Annotated in this window: 26 protein-coding genes; 21 read left to right on the top strand and 5 right to left on the bottom strand. The window is 48.9% G+C overall.

What is annotated here, in order from left to right; genetic code table 11:
- Nucleotides 1–31: 31 nt before the first annotated feature.
- Entirely contained in the window at nucleotides 32–307 is a 276-nt protein-coding gene (locus J4F31_07570) for a hypothetical protein (GenBank protein ID MCE2496418.1), read from the bottom strand.
- An 8-nt stretch (nucleotides 308–315) separates the two neighbouring features.
- On the opposite strand from J4F31_07570, the gene J4F31_07565 reads away from it, so the two are divergent.
- On the top strand, nucleotides 316–957 hold the full coding sequence (locus J4F31_07565; protein MCE2496417.1) for an orotate phosphoribosyltransferase: 642 nt from the start codon (nucleotides 316–318) through the stop codon (nucleotides 955–957).
- A gap of 9 nt (nucleotides 958–966) precedes the next feature.
- Complete coding sequence (locus tag J4F31_07560; GenBank protein ID MCE2496416.1) at nucleotides 967–1,374, top strand: SRPBCC family protein; 408 nt, start codon at nucleotides 967–969, stop codon at nucleotides 1,372–1,374.
- 179 nt (nucleotides 1,375–1,553) lie between these two features.
- Here the strand turns inward: J4F31_07560 and J4F31_07555 are convergent, their stop codons facing one another.
- A complete protein-coding gene (locus tag J4F31_07555; protein MCE2496415.1) occupies nucleotides 1,554–2,297 on the bottom strand; it encodes a biotin--[acetyl-CoA-carboxylase] ligase in 744 nt (247 codons plus the stop codon).
- 96 nt (nucleotides 2,298–2,393) lie between these two features.
- Here J4F31_07555 and rsfS point away from each other — a divergent pair, with 96 nt between their 5' ends.
- The 11 genes from rsfS (at nucleotide 2,394) to J4F31_07500 (ending at nucleotide 10,497) form a co-directional block, all read left to right on the top strand.
- Nucleotides 2,394–2,765, top strand: coding sequence for a ribosome silencing factor (rsfS, locus tag J4F31_07550; GenBank protein ID MCE2496414.1), 372 nt, complete (start codon nucleotides 2,394–2,396; stop codon nucleotides 2,763–2,765).
- Between the two features lie 4 nt (nucleotides 2,766–2,769).
- Nucleotides 2,770–4,932 carry an ATP-dependent zinc metalloprotease FtsH gene (ftsH, locus tag J4F31_07545; GenBank protein ID MCE2496413.1) on the top strand — a complete coding sequence of 721 codons (2,163 nt, stop codon included), beginning with the start codon at nucleotides 2,770–2,772 and terminating at the stop codon, nucleotides 4,930–4,932.
- A complete protein-coding gene (locus tag J4F31_07540) occupies nucleotides 4,929–5,555 on the top strand; it encodes an LUD domain-containing protein (GenBank protein ID MCE2496412.1) in 627 nt (208 codons plus the stop codon). The genes ftsH and J4F31_07540 overlap by 4 nt, the downstream gene beginning before the upstream one ends.
- A gap of 5 nt (nucleotides 5,556–5,560) precedes the next feature.
- Nucleotides 5,561–5,761: a DUF2007 domain-containing protein gene (locus J4F31_07535; protein ID MCE2496411.1), complete on the top strand. Its 201-nt coding sequence runs from the start codon at nucleotides 5,561–5,563 to the stop codon at nucleotides 5,759–5,761.
- Nucleotides 5,758–6,558 (top strand): phosphatidate cytidylyltransferase, encoded by an 801-nt coding sequence (locus J4F31_07530; protein ID MCE2496410.1) that lies wholly within the window; start codon nucleotides 5,758–5,760, stop codon nucleotides 6,556–6,558. Before J4F31_07535 ends, J4F31_07530 begins: the two co-directional genes overlap by 4 nt.
- 41 nt (nucleotides 6,559–6,599) lie before the next feature.
- A complete protein-coding gene (locus J4F31_07525; GenBank protein ID MCE2496409.1) occupies nucleotides 6,600–7,322 on the top strand; it encodes a DUF2807 domain-containing protein in 723 nt (240 codons plus the stop codon).
- 4 nt (nucleotides 7,323–7,326) lie between these two features.
- The gene (locus tag J4F31_07520; GenBank protein ID MCE2496408.1) at nucleotides 7,327–7,833 is read left to right on the top strand and encodes a DinB family protein; all 507 of its coding nucleotides are present in this window, start codon (nucleotides 7,327–7,329) and stop codon (nucleotides 7,831–7,833) included.
- On the top strand, nucleotides 7,830–8,633 hold the full coding sequence (locus J4F31_07515) for a TIGR00266 family protein (protein MCE2496407.1): 804 nt from the start codon (nucleotides 7,830–7,832) through the stop codon (nucleotides 8,631–8,633). The genes J4F31_07520 and J4F31_07515 overlap by 4 nt, the downstream gene beginning before the upstream one ends.
- A 106-nt stretch (nucleotides 8,634–8,739) precedes the next feature.
- On the top strand, nucleotides 8,740–9,075 hold the full coding sequence (locus tag J4F31_07510) for a hypothetical protein (protein MCE2496406.1): 336 nt from the start codon (nucleotides 8,740–8,742) through the stop codon (nucleotides 9,073–9,075).
- Nucleotides 9,076–9,084: 9 nt separating this feature from the next.
- Entirely contained in the window at nucleotides 9,085–10,041 is a 957-nt protein-coding gene (locus tag J4F31_07505; protein MCE2496405.1) for a hypothetical protein, read from the top strand.
- A gap of 117 nt (nucleotides 10,042–10,158) precedes the next feature.
- Nucleotides 10,159–10,497, top strand: coding sequence for a TraR/DksA C4-type zinc finger protein (locus tag J4F31_07500; protein ID MCE2496404.1), 339 nt, complete (start codon nucleotides 10,159–10,161; stop codon nucleotides 10,495–10,497).
- 40 nt (nucleotides 10,498–10,537) lie between these two features.
- Here J4F31_07500 and J4F31_07495 read toward each other — a convergent pair whose 3' ends face one another.
- Nucleotides 10,538–11,035, bottom strand: a complete 498-nt coding sequence (locus J4F31_07495; GenBank protein MCE2496403.1) for a DUF4442 domain-containing protein — start codon at nucleotides 11,033–11,035, stop codon at nucleotides 10,538–10,540.
- An 87-nt stretch (nucleotides 11,036–11,122) separates the two neighbouring features.
- Here J4F31_07495 and J4F31_07490 point away from each other — a divergent pair, with 87 nt between their 5' ends.
- From J4F31_07490 to J4F31_07480, 3 genes are all read left to right on the top strand, one after another.
- Nucleotides 11,123–12,391 carry an NAD(P)/FAD-dependent oxidoreductase gene (locus tag J4F31_07490; GenBank protein MCE2496402.1) on the top strand — a complete coding sequence of 423 codons (1,269 nt, stop codon included), beginning with the start codon at nucleotides 11,123–11,125 and terminating at the stop codon, nucleotides 12,389–12,391.
- Nucleotides 12,382–13,245 (top strand): putative 4-hydroxybenzoate polyprenyltransferase, encoded by an 864-nt coding sequence (gene ubiA / locus J4F31_07485; protein ID MCE2496401.1) that lies wholly within the window; start codon nucleotides 12,382–12,384, stop codon nucleotides 13,243–13,245. The genes J4F31_07490 and ubiA overlap by 10 nt, the downstream gene beginning before the upstream one ends.
- A 69-nt stretch (nucleotides 13,246–13,314) precedes the next feature.
- Nucleotides 13,315–14,448, top strand: a complete 1,134-nt coding sequence (locus J4F31_07480; protein MCE2496400.1) for a hypothetical protein — start codon at nucleotides 13,315–13,317, stop codon at nucleotides 14,446–14,448.
- Nucleotides 14,449–14,461: 13 nt separating this feature from the next.
- Here J4F31_07480 and J4F31_07475 read toward each other — a convergent pair whose 3' ends face one another.
- The gene (locus tag J4F31_07475) at nucleotides 14,462–14,863 is read right to left on the bottom strand and encodes a high-potential iron-sulfur protein (protein ID MCE2496399.1); all 402 of its coding nucleotides are present in this window, start codon (nucleotides 14,861–14,863) and stop codon (nucleotides 14,462–14,464) included.
- A gap of 166 nt (nucleotides 14,864–15,029) precedes the next feature.
- Here J4F31_07475 and J4F31_07470 point away from each other — a divergent pair, with 166 nt between their 5' ends.
- Genes J4F31_07470 through J4F31_07455 form a run of 4 tightly spaced genes read left to right on the top strand, consistent with a single transcriptional unit; the run spans nucleotide 15,030 to nucleotide 20,309 of the window.
- On the top strand, nucleotides 15,030–15,341 hold the full coding sequence (locus tag J4F31_07470; protein MCE2496398.1) for a hypothetical protein: 312 nt from the start codon (nucleotides 15,030–15,032) through the stop codon (nucleotides 15,339–15,341).
- Complete coding sequence (locus J4F31_07465) at nucleotides 15,338–15,682, top strand: PadR family transcriptional regulator (GenBank protein ID MCE2496397.1); 345 nt, start codon at nucleotides 15,338–15,340, stop codon at nucleotides 15,680–15,682. The genes J4F31_07470 and J4F31_07465 overlap by 4 nt, the downstream gene beginning before the upstream one ends.
- Complete coding sequence (locus J4F31_07460; GenBank protein ID MCE2496396.1) at nucleotides 15,675–17,399, top strand: PspC domain-containing protein; 1,725 nt, start codon at nucleotides 15,675–15,677, stop codon at nucleotides 17,397–17,399. Before J4F31_07465 ends, J4F31_07460 begins: the two co-directional genes overlap by 8 nt.
- 24 nt (nucleotides 17,400–17,423) lie before the next feature.
- A complete protein-coding gene (locus tag J4F31_07455; protein ID MCE2496395.1) occupies nucleotides 17,424–20,309 on the top strand; it encodes a M1 family metallopeptidase in 2,886 nt (961 codons plus the stop codon).
- Between the two features lie 230 nt (nucleotides 20,310–20,539).
- Here the strand turns inward: J4F31_07455 and J4F31_07450 are convergent, their stop codons facing one another.
- Nucleotides 20,540–21,112 carry an SPASM domain-containing protein gene (locus J4F31_07450; GenBank protein MCE2496394.1) on the bottom strand — a complete coding sequence of 191 codons (573 nt, stop codon included), beginning with the start codon at nucleotides 21,110–21,112 and terminating at the stop codon, nucleotides 20,540–20,542.
- A gap of 184 nt (nucleotides 21,113–21,296) precedes the next feature.
- Here J4F31_07450 and J4F31_07445 point away from each other — a divergent pair, with 184 nt between their 5' ends.
- Nucleotides 21,297–21,806: a hypothetical protein gene (locus tag J4F31_07445; protein ID MCE2496393.1), complete on the top strand. Its 510-nt coding sequence runs from the start codon at nucleotides 21,297–21,299 to the stop codon at nucleotides 21,804–21,806.
- Nucleotides 21,807–21,881 lie beyond the last annotated feature (75 nt).

Raw genomic sequence — 21,881 nt, 5'->3', positions numbered from 1 at the left:
AGAAAATAAATTGTTAAACCCAAAAACTCTGCTAAATTGATTGATAATTTCTGTCCAATTTATAGGGGGTCAATACATTCCGCGGGTTGAATGTTAATCCGCCCGCAGCTTCGATCACAGTGAATTGCTCGGTGAAAGCTTGCCAAAGTTCTTCTACGTTTCCGGTTATTCGGAACTCATCCAATAAACCGTTTTCGAGGTCCAGAAAGGCGCGGTGCATCAACTCGGACGGGTCGTCAGCTGGATCGAAACTTGGCCTTTCTACCCCTCGGCAGGAAGGGCGGTCATTGACAAAAACTTCATACATTTGACGCTATGATTTTAGACCGTGAGACGGCCAGGAAAACGGCCGAATTCCTACTGCAAATTAAGGCAATTAAACTGCAACCGAACGACCCATTCACCTGGGCATCGGGGTGGAAATCGCCCATTTATTGCGACAATCGCCTGAGCCTGAGCTATCCGCCCATTCGCACGTACTTGCGTGATGAAATGGCAAAGGCCATTTTGACCCAATACGGAACACCGAATGTGATCGCCGGAGTGGCGACCGGTGCGATCGCCATCGGAGTCTTAGTTGCGGAAAAATTGAATTTGCCCTTCGTTTATAAACGGAGCAAATCGAAGGAACACGGACGCCAGAATCAAATTGAAGGTCATTTGGAACGAGCCCAGAATGTGGTGATCGTAGAGGATTTGATCAGCACGGGCATGAGTAGCTTGGCTGCGCACAAAGCATTGCGCGAAGCCGATGCGAACGTGATGGGTATGGCTGCGATTTTTACTTACGGATTCGACGTGGCCAAACAAAACTTCGACGAGGCGGGCTGTGATCTCGTAACCCTCAGCGACTACGGACATTTGCTCGAACGGGCTGAGGAATTGGATTACGTTCGCGAGCAAGAGCTTGAAACACTTCGCCAATGGCGAGCCAATCCCGAATCTTGGGGAAAATAACGGAAACACATGAAGATTGAGAGCAACAAGATCCGAATTGAAAAATCGGATCGCGAACTATTCGACTTTTTTAGCGAGATGGAAAATTTCGGGAAGCTCATGCCCGAAGATGTTTCTCTGTTTGAGGCCCGCGAAGATGGATTCAAGTTTGGGCTGAAGGGAATGCCCGAAGTGAAGTTGAAGAAAGAATCTGAGGAGCCCCCTCATCGATTGGTTTTGGGTTCGGCCGGATCAGTACCGTTCAAGCTTATCGGAGAGATCACTTCGATCGGTGATAACGAAAGTGATGTTCAGCTCTTCTTCACCGGAGATTTTAATCCGATGCTCAAAATGATGGTCGAGCGACCATTGAAGAACTTCATCGTCAAACTCGAGGAGAAACTGGCGCAACTCAAGAGAGGAGTTCTTAGTTCTTAGTTTTGAATTCTTAGTTGGTTGATTGGTTGATTAAGAAAGTTAAGAGTTATTGGTTAATGGGAGTGAATGTCCCCGGGGAGTTGGATCATTAACCTGGTTCATGCCCTACAATTCACAAATCTTAGCTCGCAGCCCAGGGTCAATGGCCTAGGGCTTATGGCCCACTGCCCTTCGTTGGTTCAGACAAAAACCACTTCTTTGAAGGCGTAAGCCCGCTGTTCTCCTTTTCGATCCCGCAGTATGAGTCGGCCCGCAGGTTCAACCCCAACGATTTCCGCCTCGAATGCTCCATTCTTATCCTTGTAAACGAACCAGCCGGCGTTGCGGTGTAGCACTTTGAAGTAATCGGCCCGAAGGTCTCTTTTTGCATGTCTGATCTGTAGGTATCGGGCCTCGATAAAAGAGTAGATCTGCTGCAGTTCGTTTCGAGCCGCGTAGTGTTCACGCGTTAATCGATAGAGCGATGTAGCATCGGGGAGGTTCAGTGGGAAGCGTCGTTGATTTAGGTTGATACCGATACCGACGATGGATTGATGTAGTATAGGTCCTTTTAATTGATTCTCGATGAGGATCCCGCCTACTTTTTTACCGTCTATAAGCAGATCGTTCGGCCATTTTATCCGCACACCGTCCACCTTTTCTGACAAATAGTCATAGAGCGCCAAACTCACCGCCTTGTTGAGTCGAAACTGATCAACCGCGTTCAAGAAATGCGGATACAAAACAACACTAAACGTCAGGCTATCAGCGGGTTCACTATACCAAATGTTGTTCATTTGGCCTCTTCCGGCCGTTTGGTCGGGAGTGAATATCACGGTACCTTCGGGCACATTTTGATCGCGCAGCACCTTTAGGGCATAACTATTGGTAGAGTCAAGATGATCGTGTTCAATGACGGTACGGCCGACAAATAGTGGATTCATTTGATTTACTAGGGTTTAAGCCAATCATCCGCCCGCAGGGCGAAAACATTGAGATACGCAAATTCGTTAACTTCGTACGTTAAATCAAAGCATTGAATGAGAAAACCCCAAGGCCCCGAATCGGAACAGTTAACCGAGGTCATCATTAAAGGGATCGAAGACAAGAAAGGTCAAAACATCACAGTAATGGACTTGCGCTCGATCGAGCACGCCGTTACTGATTTCTTTGTGATCTGTGACGGTACTTCGAATACACAGGTGAGCGCGATCGCAGACAGCATTGAGGAAACCGTACGAAATGACCTAGGAGATAAGCCTTGGCACAAAGAGGGAAAGGAATCGAGTGAATGGGTACTCCTCGACTACGTGTACGTAGTGGCCCATGTATTTCAAAAGCCTATCCGCGAGTTTTACAATATTGAAGAATTGTGGGGAGACGCGGAGATCCGCGAGATTGAAGTGAAATAAAGAAATGGCAAAGAACAAAGACGATAATCAACTCAATAAATTACGCGAGCAGTTTCAGCGTAATCAGAGCAATGGCGGTGATGGAGATAAAGGAGGAGGCGACGGTGGTGGCCCAAAGCGGCGATTCAATTTTTATTGGATCTATGCGATCATATTCCTGTTCTTCATCGGTATTCAGCTGTTCAGCGGAATGTACGCCAACTTACAGAACACCAATTACCGCGATTTCGAGGGCTATTTGGCCAGTGACGAAGTCGCAAAGGTGGTCATTGTAAATAACGAAAAGGCCGAGATCTACATTAAAAAGGACGCCCTATCCAAGCCGGAGCACGAAGAAGTTCGGGAACAACCTTTTGGTGGTGGCGTTAATGATGGTCCACACTATGTTTTCAACATTGGCACCGTCGAGGAGTTCAACAAGAAACTCGAAGAACACCAAAACGAAGAACAACCGGTCATAGTAGAATACACCAAGCGCGAAAACGTGTGGGGCGATATTCTCAGTTGGGTATTCCCGATCATCATCATGGTGGCCATATGGATCTTCATCATGCGTCGCATGAGCGGCGGGGGAGCCGCTGGTGGACAAATATTCAACATCGGTAAATCGAAAGCCACGCTTTTCGATCAAAACAACAACGTAAAAGTCAACTTCAAGGACGTGGCCGGACTTGAGGGTGCGAAGGAGGAAGTTCAGGAGATCGTCGATTTTTTAAAGAATCCGACCAAGTATACCAACTTAGGGGGTAAGATACCGAAAGGGGCTTTACTTGTTGGCCCTCCTGGAACGGGTAAGACTTTGTTGGCCAAGGCAGTTGCCGGTGAGGCGAAAGTACCCTTCTTTAGCCTGAGTGGCTCAGACTTCGTAGAAATGTTCGTTGGTGTTGGTGCAAGTCGCGTTCGCGACCTGTTCAAACAAGCCAAGGAAAAGGCTCCGGCGATCATCTTCATCGATGAGATCGATGCCGTGGGTCGCAGTAGAGGTCGTTCACAAATGACGGGTGCTAACGACGAACGCGAGAATACTCTGAATGCCTTGTTGACGGAAATGGACGGATTCGGCACCGATACGAATGTGATCGTGCTCGCTGCGACCAACCGTGCGGATGTATTGGACCGCGCCTTGATGCGCGCCGGTCGATTCGACCGCCAAATTCACGTGGACCTGCCCGATTTGGCGGAACGTAAGGAGATATTCGAAGTCCATCTTCGTCCTCTCAAGATCAGCAAGGAACTCGATATCGATTTCTTGGCTCGACAAACTCCCGGATTCAGTGGAGCTGATATTGCCAATGTCTGTAATGAAGCTGCTTTAGTGGCGGCGCGGAAAGACAAAAAGGAAGTTGAGAGACAAGATTTTCTCGATGCCGTTGATCGGATAATCGGTGGACTGGAAAAGAAAAACAAACTCATCTCCGAGGATGAAAAAAATACCATCGCCTTTCACGAGGCCGGTCACGCCACGGTAAGCTGGTTATTGGAACACGCCGCACCATTGGTGAAGGTAACCATCATCCCACGTGGCCGCAGCTTAGGGGCTGCTTGGTACCTACCTGAAGAACGGAGCATTACACATACGGAGCAAATGCTCGACGAAATGTGTGCGACGATGGGGGGGCGAGCCGCGGAAAAAGTGATGTTCGACAAGATCAGCACCGGAGCTTTGAGCGATCTGGAAAAAGTGACCAAGCAAGCACAAGCAATGGTTACGATCTACGGTCTCAACGACAAGATCGGTAATGTAACGTACTACGATTCAAGTGGCCAGAGCGATTACAGCTTTAGTAAGCCCTACTCGGAAAAGACTGCCGAATTGATCGACGAAGAGGTAAAGGCACTAATCGAGATCCAATATAAGCGTGCAATAGAGCTTTTGGGGAACAATAAGGATAAACTTATTAAATTAGCCGAGCAGCTGCTCGAAGAGGAAGTGATCTTCAAGGAGGATTTGGAGACCATTTTTGGAAAGCGCCCCTGGAAGAACGAACAAGACAAGCTTAAAGCTTCGGAAAATGGTCACTCGAAAGAAGAATCTAAAGCACAAGTTGCAGGTGATTCTAATGTGAGTCCAGCCAATTCTGGAGAAAAGGCCTCAATCGATTCCGAAGATTCGGAAACGGCTTCAACCACGGACGATGAGCAGGAGCAAGTCGAGAAAGAAATATGAGTAAAGGATCCTTCGGAGGTGCGTTCAAGAAATTAAAAGACGCCTTGAGTGGTAAATCCGCTCAAGGAGATGACTCTGCCGCCCCCAAAGGAAACAAATACCTGGAGCCCGACAAGGGACCTCTAGACGTGCAATTTGCCCGTGAGTTCACTGAAGCTACGGGCAAATTTTTATATTGTGAACACGAAGCCGATCTCGTAGAAAGCCTACATCGCCTTTCTTTAGAGTATCGTTGGACCACCGTTTTTGCGCGGGAAAATGATGTGATCTCCGTATTGAAGCGGGCCGATATCGACTACGATATCGAAGATCGAAATGCCGATGCATTCGTAAGCACCTGCGCCTTTCTTAGTGCCTATGACGGGGGAATCGTCATCTCGTCGGTGCAAACCAATGGCGAAAAACCGAACTGCTTCCCCTCTACTCACGTAGTCATAGCCTATACCTCTCAACTTCATAAAAACCTCAGTGAAGGCATGCGTTGGCTAAAAAGTCAAAGCAAAGAGATTCCGTCGAACATTACGAACGTCCAGGTGAATAGACTCGAAAATGCCAGCGGTATTCGACGTGAATATGACCCCGCCGTACATCATGATGTTTTCTTACTTTTAGTAGAAGATTAAACATCATGAGCAACCTAGTACAAGTCTATACCACAGACAAAGAATACCAAGCGCAACTCCTCACGGACAAACTGCGTGAAAACGGGATCGAACCCTTTCGGTTGAACAAGCGCGACAGCATGTATCCGATTGGGTATATCGAAATCCAAGTGGCCTCTGAGGACGTGGAAAAAGCACGCACTTTGATCGAGGAAAGCGGCCTATGAAAGACATTTTGATTCGTGGTCTCACAGGAGCCGTCTATGTTGGCGTCCTGATCGGCAGCTTTTGGCTTGGCCCCGAAACCACGTACCTCTTACTGCTGGTTCTTCTGGTCATTGCGCTTTACGAAATGCAAGGAATCCTAAGTCGATCCGAAGTCTCTTCTTGGCTCATCGCAGTTCCTTCACTCTGGTTCGTATCCAGCGTCTTAGAACAATTCGGCCTTAACGATGCCAGACTCTACTACCCCATCGTCCTCTTTATTTGGTTCGTGAGCCTGCTCATTCGCAGGTCGAAGACCATCACCGAGGACCTCACCACCATCGGAGCGCTGTACCTCTATCCAACACTGAGTTTTTACCTCGTTCCACAACTGCTGGGAGCCGGCGACGCCTGGCGGCCAGAGATTCTATTCTCTACCTTCTTACTCATTTGGGCCAACGACACCTTTGCATACCTCACGGGCCGATTCTTCGGTAAGCGAAAACTCGCCCCTCAAATAAGCCCCAATAAAACGATTGAAGGCCTCGCGGGCGGACTCTTTTTCATGCTGGCCGTTGCAGCGAATCTTCACCTCCTTTTCCCTATAGAGTCCATGGCCACCTGGATTTGCTTCGGAGTGCTCATCGGACTCACGGGCAATACGGGCGACCTGTTCGAATCGTGGTTGAAACGCAGACATGGCATCAAAGATAGTGGCACCCTGCTACCGGGTCACGGCGGAGTACTCGATCGGCTCGATAGCTTTATTTTCTCCGCACCTTTCATCTACGTTTTCTGGCGCATGGCCGACCTCCTTTAACTTTGGCACAGTGTTGGAATACTCCAATCAAAACCAGAACCATGAAACGCTTATTAATCTTATTCCTTTTTCTCGGTGCCTACGGCGCGATGTTCACATCCTGCACAGATGTATTCTGCGTATCGGGAACCGGCGATGTCGTCATTCGAGATATCCAAGTCAGTAGCTTCGATGCCATCGAAAACAGAACCTCCGTCGATATCTACTTGACCCAAGCCTCCGAACCAACCTACACCATAGAAGCTCGCGGTCAGAGCAACATCCTCGACGAGATCGAATTCTCGGTCATTAACGGAGAACTCATCATTGATTCCCGAGAATGCTTCAATACCAGCGAAGAGCTTACCATTTATATCGATGTCGATCAACTCGATGCTATTACCCTCGGTGGATCAGGAGATGTGTTTGGGGTAGGCATTTTCGAGTTGGGTGATCTGGAGATCGAAATCAACGGATCGGGCGACATCGATCTCGAACTCCTGGCCGACGATATTGAAACCGAGATTAGAGAATCCGGAGATGTAACTCTACAAGGTGAAGCAGACCAACACGACATCAGGATCACCGGTTCGGGAGATCTTGAATCGTTTGGCTTATGTACCGAAGAATCGGACATCCGAATTTCCGGATCAGGGGATGCCGAAGTATGTGTCGAAGATGTGCTCGATGTGGTGATCACCGGTAGTGGATCCGTATATTATAAAGGCTTTCCGGACGTTAATGCTACAATAATCGGAAGCGGTTCAGTGACCAACAGTAATTGATTTAATGAAAAGACCTGAATTGGGCGAGTACGCCGAGTCTTATAAGGGTTACGTTGACTTGGTTACCGAGTCGAACGGAATTCAAGCACTTCGCGACTCCAAACGCGAAGCGCTCGACCTCTGGGCAAAATGGCCCATAGCGAAGCAAGACCATCGATATGCCGAAGGGAAATGGACCCCAAAGGAAATCGTTCAACACATTATTGATACCGAACGCGTTTTCGGTTACCGAGCACTGGCCTTCGGTCGTAGCGACACCACTGAGCTACCCGGCTTTGACCACAACGCATATGTAGATCAGTCACGCGATATCAAACGATCGTGGCACGATCTCATGGAGGAATTTGAAATGGTTCGCAACGGATCGATCCTCCTATTCGAATCGCTGGAGTCCCAATCCACGAATGCGGGAATTGCCAACGGAGTGGGTATTAGCGTACGCGCACTTTGCTTCGTTTCGGCCGGACACACACGTCATCACTTGAATGTATTAAGGAACAAATACCTATGAAAACGAGTCACGAGATCGATTACGACATCTTCGGAGAAGAAATGCAGGCCGTGCGCCTAGAGCTGGATTCCGACGAAACGGTACTGGCCGAGGCGGGGAGTCTCATGATGATGGATGGGAATATCGAAATGAACACCATTTTCGGCGACGGATCGGGTCGCTCTCAATCGATTATGGACAAGCTATTTTCGGCCGGAAAACGAGTGTTAACGGGAGAACGCCTTTTTATGACCACCTATACCCATCGCGGTGTTGGAAAGGCCCACGTAACATTTGCCGCACCCTATCCTGGAAAAGTTATTCCGATAGATTTGAGTCAGCTCGATCATAAGATCATTTGTCAAAAAGATGCTTTTTTGGCCGCGGCGAAAGGAGTGAGCATAGGCATAGAATTTCAGCGTCGGCTGGGGGTCGGATTCTTCGGTGGCGAGGGATTTATTATGCAAAAACTGGAGGGAGACGGAATGGCCTTCGTACATGCAGGTGGTACCGTCATTGAAAAAACGCTATTGCCCGGTGAATCCCTGAAAGTAGATACCGGTTGTCTGGTGGCCTTTACCTCGCATATCGATTACGACATTGAAATGGTCAAGGGAATTAAGACCGCTATTTTCGGGGGCGAAGGGCTCTTTTTGGCCCGATTGACCGGGCCTGGAAAGGTTTGGATACAGAGTATTCCATTCAGCCGACTAGCCGAGCGCGTGTTCGCCGCAGCTCCAAGCCAAGGTGAAAAACGAAAAGGTGAAGGCTCTATTTTGGGTGGACTCGGCGACCTGCTGGATGGCGATAACAGATTCTAGTATGCGACTTTTAGCCCTTTTTCTTTTGATCTCTGTACTTTGCTCTTGTTCCAACACACGAGAAAACGCACATAATTCGGAAGCCGAAGCTTCCATCCGTTCGCTGATGGACAAGCAGATCGAATCTTGGAACTCCGGCGATATTGAAGGCTATATGTCGGCCTACCGGAATAACGAACGGCTCACCTTCATCGGATCAACAGGGTTGACCTATGGTTACGACGTCACCCATCAGAACTACAAAAAGGTCTATCCAGATGAATCGGCGATGGGAGAACTCGAATTCAACCTGATGGAAATGAAGCCCTTGGGCGAGGCGCATTTTTATACCATTGGCATGTGGCAGTTGAATCGCGAGCAAGACACGCTTGCCGGCTGGTTCGATCTACTCTGGGAAAAGAAAGAAGAAGGCCGGCGTATCATTTCGGATCATTCGTCCTAACTTGCCGCCATGCGCGTCTCCGGATTCACATTCGTCAAAAACGCCACCAAGCTATTCATTCCGGCCAAGGAAGCCATCGCCAGCGTACTCCCGCTAGTCGATGAGTTCGTCGTGGCCTTGGGAAAAGGCGATGCCGATGATCGCACGCGGGAAGAGATTGAGTCGCTGAACGACCCCAAGATCAGGATCATCGACACGGAATGGGATACCGAGAATTACCCAAAGAATACCGTATTTGCCCGCGAGACCGATAAGGCCAAAGAAGCCTGCACGGGCGATTGGTTGATCTATATCCAATGCGACGAAGCGCTGCACGAAATGTATCATCCGGCCGTTGAGGCCGCACTAAAAAAATGCCACCGCGATGACGAGGTGGAGGGTCTTCTTTTCGATTACGTGCATTTTTGGGGCGATTTCGATCACTTCAACGACGGGCACACGTGGTACCGGCGCGAGGTACGCATCATTCGCAACGACCCGCGCATTCACTCGTGGAAAGACGCGCAGAGCTTCAGGCGATACAACGACGACTTTGACTACAGTTTCGAATCGTACCAAAGCAAGGACGGAAATCGCAAACTAAATGTAGCGCCCTTGCGGGCGGAAATTTTCCACTACGGCTATGTTCGGCCCCCGCATTTGATGTCGGCCAAACGTCGCTCGAATAGCCTGAGCTATCACGGTGAAGAGAAATCGGACCACATGCTCAAGGACCTACCGGTGGAGTTCGATTATGGTCCCATGCACTATATGCGGGAGTTCAAGGGAACCCACCCGGCCGTGATGCAGGAGTGGATAAAGCGGTTTAATTGGGCCGATCAGCTGCAATGGTCGGGCAAGGTGAACCCGGAACGACTTAAACACAAGCACGAACGAACGAAGTATCGACTGATATCGTGGTTCGAGAGAAAGGTCATCGGCCACCCGGTAATGCAGTTCGAGAATTTCAATGTTATTCGGAAATAGTTCTGAGTTCTTAGTTTTGAGTTAGACTACGACTATGAACCGTGAACTCGCCGTTAGTTGTACTGTCGATTATTCATCAACTTTCAATTTCCGAATCAACCATTCAAACCAAAAAGTATGACCACGGTCCAAAAGAAAGAAATAAAGGCAAAGATCAGCGAGGCTCTCGAACAGGTGAGGGAGGAGATCACTCGTTTGCGTGAGTTGACCAAACCCATCGCTCCTGAAAATGCAATAGGGCGCGTATCGCGCATGGATGCAATCAACAATAAATCGGTAAATGAAGCAGCTCTGCGGAAGGCAATGACACGATTTCGGGGTTTGGAAAGCGCTTTGGACCGAATTGATGATAAAAACTTTGGCTTATGTCGAGGCTGTGGTGAGGATATCCCAACGGGTCGACTCATGCTTTTGCCAGAAAGCGTGTTGTGCGTAAAATGCGCGTCAAGTCACTAGAATTGGAGTCAAGAACTAACTGAGAACGCAAAACTAAGACCTATGAACTCGAAGCACTTCGTGCTTTAAAGCTCCACATCAGCTTGAATTTCGCAACCTCCTCCCCGCTTTTATCCGTTCCAATACTGTGACAGCAAACGGTTTGAGGCATTCCTGAATCAACGGCCAATTGAACCTTCTCGCGGAACGATTCACCACATGGGCAGGTAAAGGTGATCTTTCCGGAAGCTTTTTTAAGGAATTCCGCTTCGAGACCGACCACCAGCATACTCACACCCGGTTTTCGCTTGTAGATCTCTCTCATGGCCATGACTCCTGTAGAGAGCTCGGCGGCCATAGCCAACACGGCGAAGTACACGCTTTTAAAAGGGTTTTTTACCCAGTACTTATATCCGAATTGAACACGGCATTCCGTATCGGTCAGTTCCACTACTCTAAGTCCTGCCAGCCAGGCCATCGGCAAGGAGCTGATAAGGAACATCCGCAATTTCCATGGATTGCGGACAATGGCTTCAAAATCTTTAACGCGCGGGTTCATGAAGTATAAAAGTGGTCAAATTCCGTAAAGTTCACAATGCTTGTTTACGGAGGGTCCGTGGGTTACCTTTGCGCAAAGCCTTTCGCTATGAACATCCCCGAGAGCCATCACCCCCGTATCGTCATCATCGGTGGCGGATTCGGTGGCCTCATGGTAGCCAAGTCACTGAAGAACAAACCTTTTCAGGTTGTTTTGATCGACAGACACAACTACCACACTTTTCAACCTTTGCTTTATCAAGTGGCTACGGCCGGACTCGAGCCCGATTCTATAGCTCACCCCCTGAGGACCATATTCACAGGCTACCAGAACGTTTACTTCCGAATAGCGGAGGTCGAGCGAATCGATTCGAGCAACAACCGCATCGAAACGAGCATTGGGGAGCTGGAATACGACCAGTTGGTGATCGCCACCGGGAGCGAAACGAATTTCTTCGGTATGGAGAGCATTAAACAGCGGAGCATGCCAATGAAGAACATTCCCGAGGCATTGAACCTTCGTTCGCTCATGCTTCAGAACTTTGAAGCCGCCTTGTTGACCGAAGATCTTAAAGAGCGCGAGGCCCTAATGAACTACGTCATCGTAGGCGCAGGACCGACCGGGGTGGAATTAGCCGGCGCTTTGGCCGAGTTAAAACGACATGTACTACCGAACGACTACCCGGACCTCGATATCCGGAGAATGAGCATACACCTGGTGGAGGCATCGGATCGCGTGTTGTCCGCAATGAGCGAAACGAGTTCTAAAAAAGCAGATGAATATCTGCACAAGCTCGGGGTTCACGTATGGACTCAAACCATGGTCAAGGACTACGACGGTACAACGGTCGTTACGAACAGCAAACCGCTTCCGGCGAGTACCCTTATATGGGCTGCGGGTGTCAAGGGTTCCTTTCCGGGAGGATTCACACCCGATCAGATCGCGGGAGGGCGTATTCAGGTGGATCAATTCAACAACGCCAAGGGTTTTGAAAACGTCTATGCCATTGGCGATGTTGCGGTTATGATCTCCGATGACAACCCAAAAGGCCACCCTATGCTGGCTCAAGTGGCCATTCAGCAGGGAACCTTGTTGGGAAAGAACTTTGTGCGCCGGCAGCAGGGCAAATCACCGATCGCCTTCAAATACAAAGATCTGGGAAGCATGGCCACCGTGGGTCGAAATTTGGCTGTGGTCGATCTACCTCGATTTAAGTTCAAGGGATTCTTCGGCTGGGCCATTTGGATGGGTGTTCACCTAGTTTCGCTCATCGGGTTTCGAAACAAAGTAGTTACTTTGTTCAACTGGATCTGGAATTACCTAAAGTACGACCGCGGTGTACGGCTCATTATTCGCCCTTATCGAAAATGGCAGTAAAGAATTACCTCTCACTTATTAAGTTCAGTCATACCGTTTTTGCGCTCCCTTTCGCATTGATCGGATATTTCTATGCGATACAGACCACCGAAGCTCACTTTAGCTGGAGGCTTTTCGTCTCCGTATTGCTCTGTATGGTATTCGTCCGTTCAGCGGCCATGGCCTTTAATCGATACCTCGATCGCGACATCGATGCCGCCAACCCGAGAACGGCGGCCGTACGCGAGATTCCTGCCGGAATCATTACACCACGTTCTGCGTTGATCTTCGTGATCGTCAATTCGTTGCTCTTTGTGATCACCACCCGGTTCATAAACGACCTGGTCTTCTACTTGTCGCCAATTGCCTTATTGATCACCCTGGGCTACAGCTATACGAAGCGATTTACAGCACTTTGTCACCTCGTGTTGGGGCTGGGACTCAGCCTAGCTCCCATCGGCACTTTTTTGGCCGTAACGTCCTCTTTTGCCTGGGTTCCCATTTGGTTTGGGGTGGCCGTACTTACTTGGGTGGGTGGTTTTGACATCATTTACAGCCTTCAGGACGACACCTTCGATAAGGAGCAAAACCTGCACAGTATGCCCGTTCTTTTGAACCTAAGAGGAGCGCTGCGGCTATCTTCCATGCTACATTTGATTACGGCCTTCGCGCTTGCTACGGCCGGATGGTCGGGTAACTTCGCTTGGTTCTACTGGGCCGGGTTCCTATTCTTCATGCTCATGCTATTCCGACAGCACCTACTTGTGAATCCGAATGATCTTTCCAAGGTCAATATCGCCTTCATGACAACTAATGGCGTAGCTTCGGTGGTATTCGGTGCGGCTGTGATCCTCGACCTGTTTCTATATCGCTGAGGGCCAATAGATAAAAATTGAGTATTTTCGTCGCGAAACCTAACCGCGTTTTATGCCCCAATCCCTATAATGGACCGCCAAGTCGACATAAACATTGCCGATCTTGAGCGGGAATACTTGGAATTCCCCCATCAGGCCATACACGAGCCCCCAGTGGCCTCGAGGCGCTTGACTAAACTCTGGAACTGGGAATTTTGGCCTTGGCATTTACTGTATATCCCTATCTACTTCAAATCGTTAGCTTGGGCGATCAAAGCGCGCCACCCATTCTACTTTGCACTTTCGAACCCCGGGTTTAAGTACGGAGGAATGTTCGGCGAGGATAAGTGGAACATTTACTCAAGACTTCCGAAACACCTTTATCCAAAGAGCTTCCTATGGAACAATCTTAAAGGGGAGCGCGATTTTCGTTGGTGGTTCACGCATCATCAATTGGATTTCCCGTTGATCGCCAAACCGAATCGCGGGGAGCGAGGAAAAGGTGTGCGTATCCTACATAATTGGGAAGAAGTACTCGCCTATAGAAAACAAGCATCATTTGATGTGATCGTTCAGGAATTCGTTGACCTGCCGTGGGAGATCGGAATCTTTTACTACCGTTTACCGCACGAAAAGAGCGGACGCATCAGTTCGGTCGTGGTGAAGCATTTTACTCGACTTAAAGGAGATGGAAAAAGTACGGTTGCGGAGCTTATTCAGAATCATCCGAGGTTGCGATTTTTTGAGAAAGAGCTGTTCAAGCAACACAAGAATCATTGGTTCGATGTTCCAAGTTTAAATGAGGACTACAGTTTGGTTCGCTTGGGGAACCATAACAAAGGAGTCATTTTCTTGGACGGAAAGAACATGATCAACGATCAATTGACCAAGCAGATCGACAGTGTTTCGCAAGGCATAGATGGGTTTTTCTACGGCCGCTACGATATAAAGTGCGCTAGTTTGGAGGATCTTTATGCCGGGAGATACTGCATTATTGAACTGAATGGTGCCATGTCGGAGCCGGGTCACATATACCATCCGTGTTCTTCGCTTCGCCAGGGTTTGTATTCACTTCTCCACCATCACAAAGTCATTTATCAGATCGCCAAAGAAAATAGGGCAGCTGGATACAACTACCCTAGATTCTTCAAAAGTTTGAAAGACTTCCGCGCCTACCTAAAGTACAACAAGTACCTTCAGGCATGGCAAAAGAAGACCGGCTGATCAAAGGCCGAAATTAGGCCGGCTGCTTAGCAGACCAGCTGATGCAATATCCCTTAGGACTTACCGCACCGTTGGCGAAGAGCTGACAACCTCCACAGTTTCCTTCGAATTTATCGGGCTGATAGAACTGGCAGTTCATGCAGTTCTCACCTTCTTTTTCGCTCATTGCGACATACTGTAAGCTCTCGCGAGTACTGAGGTCGGCCTCACTGAGATCTTTGTTATACTCAGAGCAATCGGCACTCATTGACTCGGGCTTTGGTTGAGGCTTTGGCGGGGGAGTCGTCGACTCTTCGGATCCGCTCGATTCAGCCCCACCTCCACCGCAGGCAGCCAATAAAGTGGTTCCTGCAACAGCAGATAATCCGAAAATTCCTGCTCTCTTTAAAAATTCTTTACGGCTCAGCTTTTCCATGATACGTTCGATTTATTTGGTCCTAATGTACTATTGGTCAAGGTTTCAGAGAAGTAAAACGTTCACACAAGTGAAAATTTATAGTGATTCTAAGTAAACATATGGTACTTTGTATTGCATAGTAATATTTTATGTTTATATATTTGCATAACAAAGTTCTATATATATGAAATCGCTCGGTATATTTTTCGTGAAGTTCTTGCTCCTCATCGGGGCGGGATGGCTCCTTTGGCATGGGGTTCAGCAAGCTCAAACATACGGTCCCCGCGGAGCCGAATTGAGTTTGCCTTCGATCGAGGAGGTATCGACGATCCACAGAGTAGAGCGGGAACGCACCGCGGAGGAGCGAATCGTGCCGCAAGGCACAGAAACCATTGATGCCGTGGCGCAGGAAACACAACCATCGACATCTCCTAAAGATGAGGCCATTTCGGTGGTGACGTTGGGGTGGGGGTATCGAGTAACAGAAACCCAATGAAAATAGAAAACACGAAAGCACAGATGCGAAAAGGGGTTCTGGAGTATTGCATACTATCGATCCTTAAAAATGGTGACCAGTATGCCTCCGGGATCATCGATTCGCTGAAATCGGCCAAAATGATCGTTGTGGAAGGAACCCTATATCCGTTGCTCACGCGATTAAAAAATGCCGAGCTTCTCAGTTACCGCTGGGAAGAGTCTACTTCGGGTCCTCCCCGCAAGTACTATGCGCTCACCGAAGAAGGTGAGGATTTTTTGAAAGAGCTCGATCTCACGTGGAGCGACCTCGTAAAAGCAGTACAATTGACCACCCAATCAAAAACCCAGAACGATGAATAAGACAGTCAACATCAATTTAGCAGGGATCATCTTCCATGTGGATGAGGATGCCTACAGTCGGCTGAGCGGCTACCTACAGGCCTTGAAGGCGAAGTTCGCCGGAGAGCCCGGAGGTGACGAGATCATTGCCGACGTGGAAGCCCGTATGGCTGAGCTTTTTCAAGATCGTACCGGAGATTCGAAACAAGTAATCACACGTGTCGACGTAGATGAGGTGATCGCCGTATTGGGTGAGCCCGAAGACTACGAAGATATCGATGAAGAAGGTAGCTCGACCAGCTCTCATGAGGGTGCTAGCTATGCCAAGGCATCAACCAGCAGTGAGCGCAAGGGTCGACGCCGTATATTCCGAAATCCGGACGACGCCATTATCGGTGGTGTTGCCGGTGGACTCGGAGCTTACTTCAAAATCGATCCAGTATTTATACGCTTGATCTTCGTTTTGTCCTTCTTTGGCTGGGGAACGGGATTCTTGTTGTACCTGGTTCTATGGATCATTATTCCGGGGGCTAAGACTACGGCCGAAAAGCTCGAAATGCGCGGAGAGGATGTCAACCTGAATAACATCGAACGTTCCATTAAGGACGAGATCGAGAACCTCAAGGATCGTTTGAACGACCTCGGTAGCGATGCCGGAAAAACGGCTCGTAAAGGGGCCTCGGCATCGAAACGAGGTATTGACCGACTCGTAGACTTGCTCGTAGCGACCATTCGCGTGTTTGTGAAGGTGGTTTTGGCCATCGTCGGGTTTTCGCTCATTATCGCAGCTATTAGCCTGATCGCCGCGTTGGTCGGCACCATGTTCGGTGCGAGCATGTGGTTTGTCTCGTGGCCCGATCCCGGATTGGCCGGAATTGGATTCATGCAGATCCAGAACCTCCTGTTCCTCGACAATGGTCACTTCTGGTTAACGGCACTGGGGCTATTGTTTGTGATCCTGGCACCGCTGGTAGGTATCATCGCTCTAGGGGCTCGCTTACTCTTTAGCGTTCCCAAACTGAGCAAAATGACGAACACCGTACTATCTGTGCTGTTTGGCGCTGGTGTGATCATGACCATTATCGGAGCCATTCGTCTAGGGGCCGACTTTGACGACGGTGGCCGCTATACCGTAGAGTTCGATGTGCCCGTGATCACAGAGTCGATCATGATCGTCGGTGGCAGCGACGACATTTCGGATATGCTTCAGTACGATCGCAGTGTCTTTCTCGATATAAGTGAAGATCGCATACATACGCGAAACGTTCACTTCGATATTGAGCGAGCGGCAGGCTCTAAGGCCAAGTTACAGGTACGCCAATACGCGCGAGGAAGCAATAAATGGGAAGCGCGTAAACGTGCGGAGTTGATCAACTACGATGTAAAAATCGATAGCGGTCGCATTGAATTGCCGAATCACCTCGACTTCCCCATCGACGAGAAATGGCGTAATCAAGAGCTCTTCGTAACTCTGTTCTTACCTAAAGGGGCTAGTGTGTACCTCGACGAGAGTGCCATTTCGGTCATCGATGATATCGACAATACCACGAATACGTGGGATTGGGACATGGTGAACCACACTTGGCAAATGAACAACCTCGGCTTGTCGTGCATGGACTGCACTTGGACTACTGAAGAACAAGAGAGCTTCATGAAGAATCCCGAAGAGGAGATCGAGTGTCTGGAAGAAGAAGAGGAAGCCGACTGGAGTACGGATGATTGGGACACCGAAATGTAAAACCAACATCGTACATTTGGCCGCATGATGCGGTCGACCATAGTAGCCTTGTGTTTGATTCCCATTGGGGTTCAAGCACAAGGCTATTTTCAGCAACGGGTAGACCACAAGATCGAGGTTAGCTTTGAGGAAGGCTTGGGCGAACTCCATGGAATAGACTCCATGAGGTATGTTAACCACAGTCCGGACACACTGGATCGATTGTACATCCATCTTTGGCCCAATGGCTATCAAGGCGATCATACGGCCCTTGGAAAGCAACTACTCGAAAACCGCCACACCATTCTTCATTATTACGACGACACTCGTGGCGGAATGGACTCTCTATTATTTACGATCGGGGGCCTAGAGCACGGGTTCAGCTTTTACCAAGGTCAACCCGACATTGCCGAAGTAAAACTCAAAGCTCCCCTCCCGTCCGGAGCTTCTACTACCATTGTAACGCCTTTCAGGGTAAAGTTACCCAACGGAGGGGTAAGTCGCATGGGAAGGCTTGATTCGGCCATAATGGCCACGCAATGGTATCCCAAGCCGGCGGTATACGACAAGGATGGATGGCACCCTATGCCCTACCTCGATCAAGGCGAATTTTACAGTGAGTACGGCCTTTTTGATGTTACCGTAACCTTGCCCAAAAGATTCGTGATCGCAGCTACGGGCCGAACGGTATCGGATATCGTCGTTAACGAACGGCGCACAGTTCGCTACCGTCAAGATAGTATTCACGACTTTGCTTGGTTCGCAGACAGCCGATGGCAAGTTTTGGTTGACAGTATACAGCTACCCTACAGCGATCGATGGGTAACGACCAAGGCTTACTTTACCCCGGACAACAAAGACCTTTGGAGAAATTCATCAGAGTACTTGCAAGACGCAGTATACTACTACTTCCTCTGGAACGGTGACTATCCGTACGAGCAGGTCAGCGCCGTTGATGGAACCATTGCGGCAGGAGGTGGCATGGAGTACCCCATGATCACAATTATTGGCACTGCCATTAGCGAACGCAGTTTGGAAACGGTGATCATGCACGAGGTGGGGCACAACTGGTTCTACGGGATACTCGGTAGTAATGAACGGGAGCATCCGTGGATGGACGAGGGACTGAATACGGCGAATGAGATCCGATACATCAAGTCGAAGTATCCGGAGCGCGAAATACTCGATGCGGATTCCGATTTACTCGACCGAATTAAAAAGCTCTTTGATCTGGAAGGCTACGACATAACGGATCAGCACTACTATACTTATTTGTTCAGCGCGAGGATGGGGGTTGATCAGGCCATTGAAACACCGGCGGCTGAATTCAATCAACTCAATTACGCCGCGGTAGCCTATGACAAAACGGGGTTGGTATTCGAATATCTGCGATCGTACTGGGGCGATTCGCTCTACGACGCCGCCATGCGGACGTACTACGACCGTTGGAAGTTCAAGCACCCCGGTCCGGATGATTTGCGAAATACTTTAGAAGAAGTCAGTGGTGAAGATCTTACCTGGTTGTTTGATGACCTCATTGGAAGTGACCATCAGGTGGACTACAAGGTCAAATCGGTCCGCAACAACGAGTTAAGGATCCGCAACAAGACATCTTTGAGTGTACCTTTTTCGGTGAGCCTCCTGCAAGAGGGGAATGAAGTTGAGCGTATCTGGCTTCCGCCCGTTGAGGGCGATACCACATGGCCGCTTCCGGATGTCGATTTCGACGCCGTGCGTATCGATGAACCTCAGTTGCTCATTGAGGAATTCCGACACAATAACCTTTGGCGCGAAGAAGGCCTGTTACCGCTCGTTGAGCCACTCAAGTTACAGTTTTACGGAAGCTTGGATCGGCCTGAGAAAACGCAAATTTATTGGTCGCCGATGGCATCGTGGAACAACTACGATAAGCTGCTTATCGGGGCGGCATTTTACAACTCGAATATTCCGGCCAAGCCTTTCCGGTACCGCATTACGCCTCTTTTTAGTCTTGGACAAGGGACGCTGAATGGCGTGGCATCAACGAGTTTAACGAAATACTTCGACGACGGTATTTTCCAATACATCCGAATTGGGGTATATGGTAGGCACTTCAGCTACGACCGCGATCTGACGTACTCGCGGGTGACTACGGCCCTCAATGTTCAGTTTCGCCGTCCTCACCCTCGGAGTCCGTACAGTCACTCGATTCGCCTAAGAAACGTGTCGGTTTGGAGGGAACTTCCGACGATCTCAGAGCCACCCGTTACCGTTGATCTTAGCAATAGCAACTATTCCATACTCGATTTCAAGTATCGCCTGGATAATCAGCACATTTTGCATCCGTGGGAGATCTTTTTCGACACCCAGTTTGCGATCGGTTTCGTTAAGAGTTCCGTAGATGCCAATTTCGAGTGGAGGATTCGCCCCGGGAGCCGATTACAGTGGCGGAACTACTTGGGCGTTTTTTGGCGGAACGATTACCCATCGGACGGATCGTACTATAATTTCGGTTTGAGCAATACCCCGGATTACCTATTTGAGTACTATTTCCTGGGGCGATCGGAGGATGAAGGATTTTTAAGTCGGCAATTCTTCATCGAGGACGGGGGAATGAAATACGATACGCGTTCATCGGTCAATTTTTTTTTAGCTACCTTGACCGTTCAAGTGCCTATTTGGCGATTCTTGCAAGTGTATGTTGAGGGAGCCTATACTTCTAATCGATACGATAGCCCTACGGGCCGAAGGCCAAGTGAAGATCTTTTCCACTACGGTGCGGGGGTGAGCCTGCGTTTTATTCCCGATTTCATAGAGCTCTATTTCCCCGTGGTATACGGGAACTCCGATGAGGGGTTACGCGATGGAGTAAACGCCGCGCGCGATTTCAGGTTCGTTCTTGATCTCCGGATCGATGAGATTTATCGTCGGGTTACCCAAGGACTTTATTGAGAAATTTTTCTGCGGCTATGTATAATGAGGCCCGATTTTTGCCGTTATCCATGTACCTATGTGAATAGGCGCATAGGTAACTGGGTTTGGTTAGAGGGACAATCGAAAGGTTGTCCCTTTTTTCTTTTATGCTTAAAGTCCATAGTATAAAGCAGAAAGCTTTCTCGTGAAGGCTTAAAAGCCAAATACCAATAATCTAAGCTCTGGACTTTGAGCTTTGTGCTTTCGACTTAAAACGTCTGACAGTCCTTGCAGAGCTCCAATTCAGCTTTATGGCCTGCATCCAATAGATCAAGATACTTTCTCCGTTCCGGTGAATTGTAGATATCCCACAAGCTATCGTTCAGGATATTCCCTACCACCCCCTTCGAGTCGAGGTCGTTGCAACAAATGGTAACATCGCCGTTTGGCAGCCAGATCATTTGTCGAAGGACCAAATCGCACCCACGGGCTTTTAGGACGGTCTTTTCGCTATCTTTTCGTCCCACCCCGGTGTGGTGATCGCCTGGAAGGTCAACTTCTCCTCCCCAATCGTGCAGTCGGCGCATTTCATGATGGTCGAATAATTGAGCCAATTCAACGAATTCAGGGTGCATCCAGCTATAATTGAGGGGTCCGGGCTCCGGGATGATCGTGATCCCGTAAATTCGGATATGGCGGTTCGATTTTCGAGTGTATTCCGCAAAGAACTTCACATTCTCGAAGAAGAGTTTCCATTTGGCATTGACCCGCAGGTCTTCAAAATCTTCCGGAGTTCCGCTATCCAGACTAAACTCCACCTCGTCGACCAGACCTTCATCCACGATCTGACGGGTTTAAGGTACATTGTGTTTATTTTACTATTATTAACTTAACTGTACTGTTTATCATAGAGTAGTTTTTCCTAGTTATTTATCTATTTTACTATTTTTACTCACTTTTACCCCACTTTGCTCGACGGTGGCTCGACAAAAATGACGTATCTTCACTCTCAAATTAGGGAAGAAAATGCGTTCGGTCAAACTTATCAGCAAAAAAAGAGCCAGTAGAAAAGATGGCACCGCTCCGGTGTATATTCAGTACTCCTATAACCGAGATAAACGCATTCTGCTCAATACTCAAAAATACATCGCCCCAAAGGACTGGAACAGCGATCTTGGAAAAGTACGTCGTCGCCACCCCGAGTCGGAGCGCATCAACGAATACTGCGAGCGGTTGAAACAACGCGTTGAGTCCATCGTCGATAAAGCGCTACTCGATCAAATCGACCCCACTCCGGAATACGTCAAAGAGCGCTTCGAAGGGAAGGTGATCTTACAAGCCCCGGAAAAGACCGAAGACTTTTGGCATTACTGGGATAAATTTATTGACTCGTCCCACGGACGGGTGCAGAACTACGCGATTGTTCAGTACGGAGGGCTTGCTCGGCATTTACGGGAATTCGAAAAGTGCTACTCCTACCCCATTACCTTTGATTCGGTGGACTACTCCTGTAACTGCATAAAACGCGCAAACTGATCCACCCAAATCGCGCAAACTGATCCACCTATTTTTTTTTGAAAAGCGAGTTCATTTTTTTCTTCAAAAGTCATC

This window comes from Flavobacteriales bacterium (assembly GCA_021296215.1).
Taxonomy (GTDB): Bacteria; Bacteroidota; Bacteroidia; order Flavobacteriales; family ECT2AJA-044; genus ECT2AJA-044.
This window is presented reverse-complemented; position numbering and strand designations above follow the sequence as displayed.